This is a genomic window from Halanaerobium sp., from assembly GCF_003070835.1.
This window is the reverse complement of record NZ_QBLR01000371.1, coordinates 1-3,136: the sequence shown is the minus strand read 5'-3', so window position 1 is coordinate 3,136 and position 3,136 is coordinate 1. Positions and strand designations below refer to the sequence as shown.

Genomic DNA, 3,136 nt, shown 5'->3' with positions numbered 1-3,136 from the left:
CTACAAGATTAATACTCATATTAACATCTTCTAATATAAGAATAAGACAAATAAAAGAAAAACCCACATATATAATACTTTATTTATTAGTGTCGATTATTCTAACACCCTCCCCTTATAATCCCTGTTATATCAGGAAGGTAATTTTCTAATCACCCGTCGATTATTTTAACACCCCCCCGTCGATTATTTTAACACCCCCCCCTAAAGGTTGTCGTTATAACAGGGAAGTAAATCTCCAATTAGATTTAAACCAATAATATGCAGGTTAAAGTCTCCATTCCTCGCTCATTATAATCATATCTTCGTTTAAGATAAAGTGCATCTTCTAGAGCCTTTATATGGTCGCTTACAGTCTGTCTTTTTATACCCAATCTATCAGAAAGGGTTAATGTGCTTGGAAAGACAGAACCATTGTTAAAAGAGTATTTTAAAAGCAATATGTAAACTTTAAGCTGTGATGGTTTAATAGCCTGATATATTGCACCATTAATCACACCATTGTTGACAAGAGTATATCCGGTACCATAAGTACCCTGGTCCTTTGCCTTACAGAAGGTTGCCATTCCTTTTCTTTTTTTAGTACTGATTAAATTCATACTCTCTAACTTTTTAATTCCTTTGCTAATCCTCTGCCTACTCATACACTCTTTTCCTTTATGAGTAATTTTATTTCTTATCTGTGTTGTATTTAATCCTTCTTTTTCACGAAGTAAAATAGCATAGAGAATCAGCTCATACCCTGTAATGTCCTTATATTCGCTGAATAAGCGGTTATTAATCTTAACATAGTTATCTAGCTCCAGACTGTCCAGACTGCCTTTAACAGGGCAATTATAGCGGTCACAGTGATTGCTCAACATCTCCTGCAGGTCAGGGTCTGGTATGGTGCAGCCAAGCAGCTTATAATCTTCTTTCCAGTAAGAATAAAAATCGTTTTTAATCTTAACAATCTTCTCTGGTGGATTATTCAGATGATTCCAGGCCATCACAATATCCAATGCTCTCTGCTTAGAATAACCCTTCATCTGCAGCCATTTAGTTAATCTGCCCTGTGCCCAGTTTCTCTGACCTCTATCAACACCTTTTAGTATGGACTTGATGCAGGGTCTATCTGTGCTGGGCATCCTAATACCCTTTACCCTATCTTCCTGTTTTTTAGATTGATTACCTGTATTTAAATCAAACTTTTTTTCCAAATGTTTTAAAGAGTATCTACTATATTCATTAATTTCCTTTATTTCACACAAAACAGGCTCAAATTTGTTGTTGAAAGTGTACGGTAGCCTCATTACCCTTGCAGGCTCAGCTGCTCTAGAATCGGCTCCTGTAGCCTTAGAGATGTATTTGAGGAGTGGTTTGATGTACTTTGCATTTACAGGTTCTTCTAAAAACCAATATGTATGTATTCCGTGACCTGAATTGATAAAGACACTCGGTTTTGGAACCCTGGTAGATTGAATTCTATACTTTACTTCTTCCAACCCAATATCATCAAAATCAGCCCATAGGCAGTGAACCTGAGATAGATTCTTAGCTTTGCCAGAAGTAGTATTCTTACGCCTGGCAACACCAAAATAAATGTCCTTATCCTCGGAAAAATCATATTCAGCAAGCTCTGAAGCGTCATTAAACCAAAGCCGATTAACATGACCTTCCTTATTAAACTCACGAACTTCTATTACACCTGGCATATCTCCTAAAATATACTGGTAAAATTCTTTTTTGTATGTTTTATTAAAATCTTTTACCCTCATAAAATACGCTTCCTTTCAGGTACAATCATTTTCAAAAGTTTTAAACTTTGTGTTCCTCATAATAATCATCTATCGCATTACCCACAATTTCAGATAATGTCATATCGTTATTTCTAGCTTTCAATAAATAGAGCTTTTCAATCTGTCTATTTTCTAGCATAAAAGACCTTTTCTTCTTTTCTACTTTAGAACTTTTATTCTTTTGCTCTTTTACTCTTTTACTCTTTTCTTCTTTTTCGCTTTCTTCAGCATCATCCATTCCAGCTAAAATACCTTTTGCTTTTTTCTTTACATCATCTGCCATTATTTATCATCTCCAAAGCTAATTGCTGATATTCCTTAGCTCCTCTGGCTTTTTTATCATAAAGATTTATTGGTAAACCTTTTGCTTGAGCTTCTGATATCTTTACATTTTGATGTATTACTGTGTTGAATAATTTATCACCAAAAACCTCTTTCAAATCATTATAAAATTCATCACCAATATTTGTTCTGCCATCTACCCTGGTTAATAAAGCCCCTTCAACAGCTAAATTCTTATTGATTTTTCTCCTTACAAGTTTAACCACATTAATTAACTGCTCCATACCATCAAGAGCAAATACGCTGGGCTCTAAAGGAATTATTAAGCTGTCAGCAACAGCCATTGCATTAATTGTAAGAAGACCAAGTGATGGATTAGTATCAAGAATAATGTAATCATATTTTCTACTGTCCAAATCTTCTTCAGACCTATCATAAGCTTCTTTTAAAATTTTTTCTCTACCAATAGCACCAGAAAATTCTAACTCTGCATTTGCCAACTCAATACTAGACGGGATTAAATCTATTTTGCCTGTCCAATCTTCAGGTTCTATGTTAGTTGGATAAATAGCTTCATGAAATTCGATTTCCTCTTTCATTACTTCATATATAGTGTTTTCCTTTTTTTCAAATCCTAAACCAGTTGTCATATTAAACTGAGGGTCCACATCTACCAGTAAAACTTTGTTTCCCTTTTCAGCTAATGCAGCTCCCAGATTAATCGCTGTACTAGTTTTTGAAACTCCACCTTTTTGATTTGTTACACTGATTATTTTAATAATAATTCACCTTCCTCTCCAGAAGATTCAAAAAATTTGATTTAACCTTCATCGACATCAACATTCTTATTTTCTTCTATGAAATTTTCAAAATCCTTTTCGCCAATCCTCCATTGAGAACCAACTTTAACCGCATGTAAATCTCCATTATTTATCAAATTTCTAACAGTACGTGCATCTAGATTCAATATATCTGCTAATTCGGCAGGAGAATAATATTTACTATCAGACAGTTTTAATAGAACATTTAGTTCCAGGAAAAATTTGTGGCTGGGCAGACAACATTGACTACTACTC

General features: G+C 34.2%; 4 protein-coding genes. All 4 read right to left on the bottom strand.

Translation table 11 applies throughout. From position 1 onward, the window contains the following. Window positions 1-248 precede the first annotated feature (248 nt). Complete coding sequence (locus CI949_RS19170) at window positions 249-1,757, bottom strand: helix-turn-helix domain-containing protein (protein WP_290769380.1); 1,509 nt, start codon at window positions 1,755-1,757, stop codon at window positions 249-251. A gap of 40 nt (window positions 1,758-1,797) precedes the next feature. Beyond that, window positions 1,798-2,061 (bottom strand): hypothetical protein, encoded by a 264-nt coding sequence (locus CI949_RS19165; RefSeq protein ID WP_290769378.1) that lies wholly within the window; start codon window positions 2,059-2,061, stop codon window positions 1,798-1,800. After that, entirely contained in the window at window positions 2,051-2,830 is a 780-nt protein-coding gene (locus tag CI949_RS19160; protein WP_365941987.1) for an AAA family ATPase, read from the bottom strand. Before CI949_RS19160 ends, CI949_RS19165 begins: the two co-directional genes overlap by 11 nt. A 50-nt stretch (window positions 2,831-2,880) precedes the next feature. Then, window positions 2,881-3,136: helix-turn-helix domain-containing protein (locus tag CI949_RS19155; protein ID WP_290769376.1), on the bottom strand; the 256-nt coding region annotated here is incomplete at its 5' end.

What these genes read in the sequence shown, in the direction of transcription:
- CI949_RS19165 (WP_290769378.1), bottom strand. Translation starts at nt 2,061, where the DNA reads ATGGCAGATGATGTAAAGAAAAAAGCAAAAGGTATTTTAGCTGGAATG.
- CI949_RS19170 (WP_290769380.1), bottom strand. Translation starts at nt 1,757, where the DNA reads ATGAGGGTAAAAGATTTTAATAAAACATACAAAAAAGAATTTTACCAG.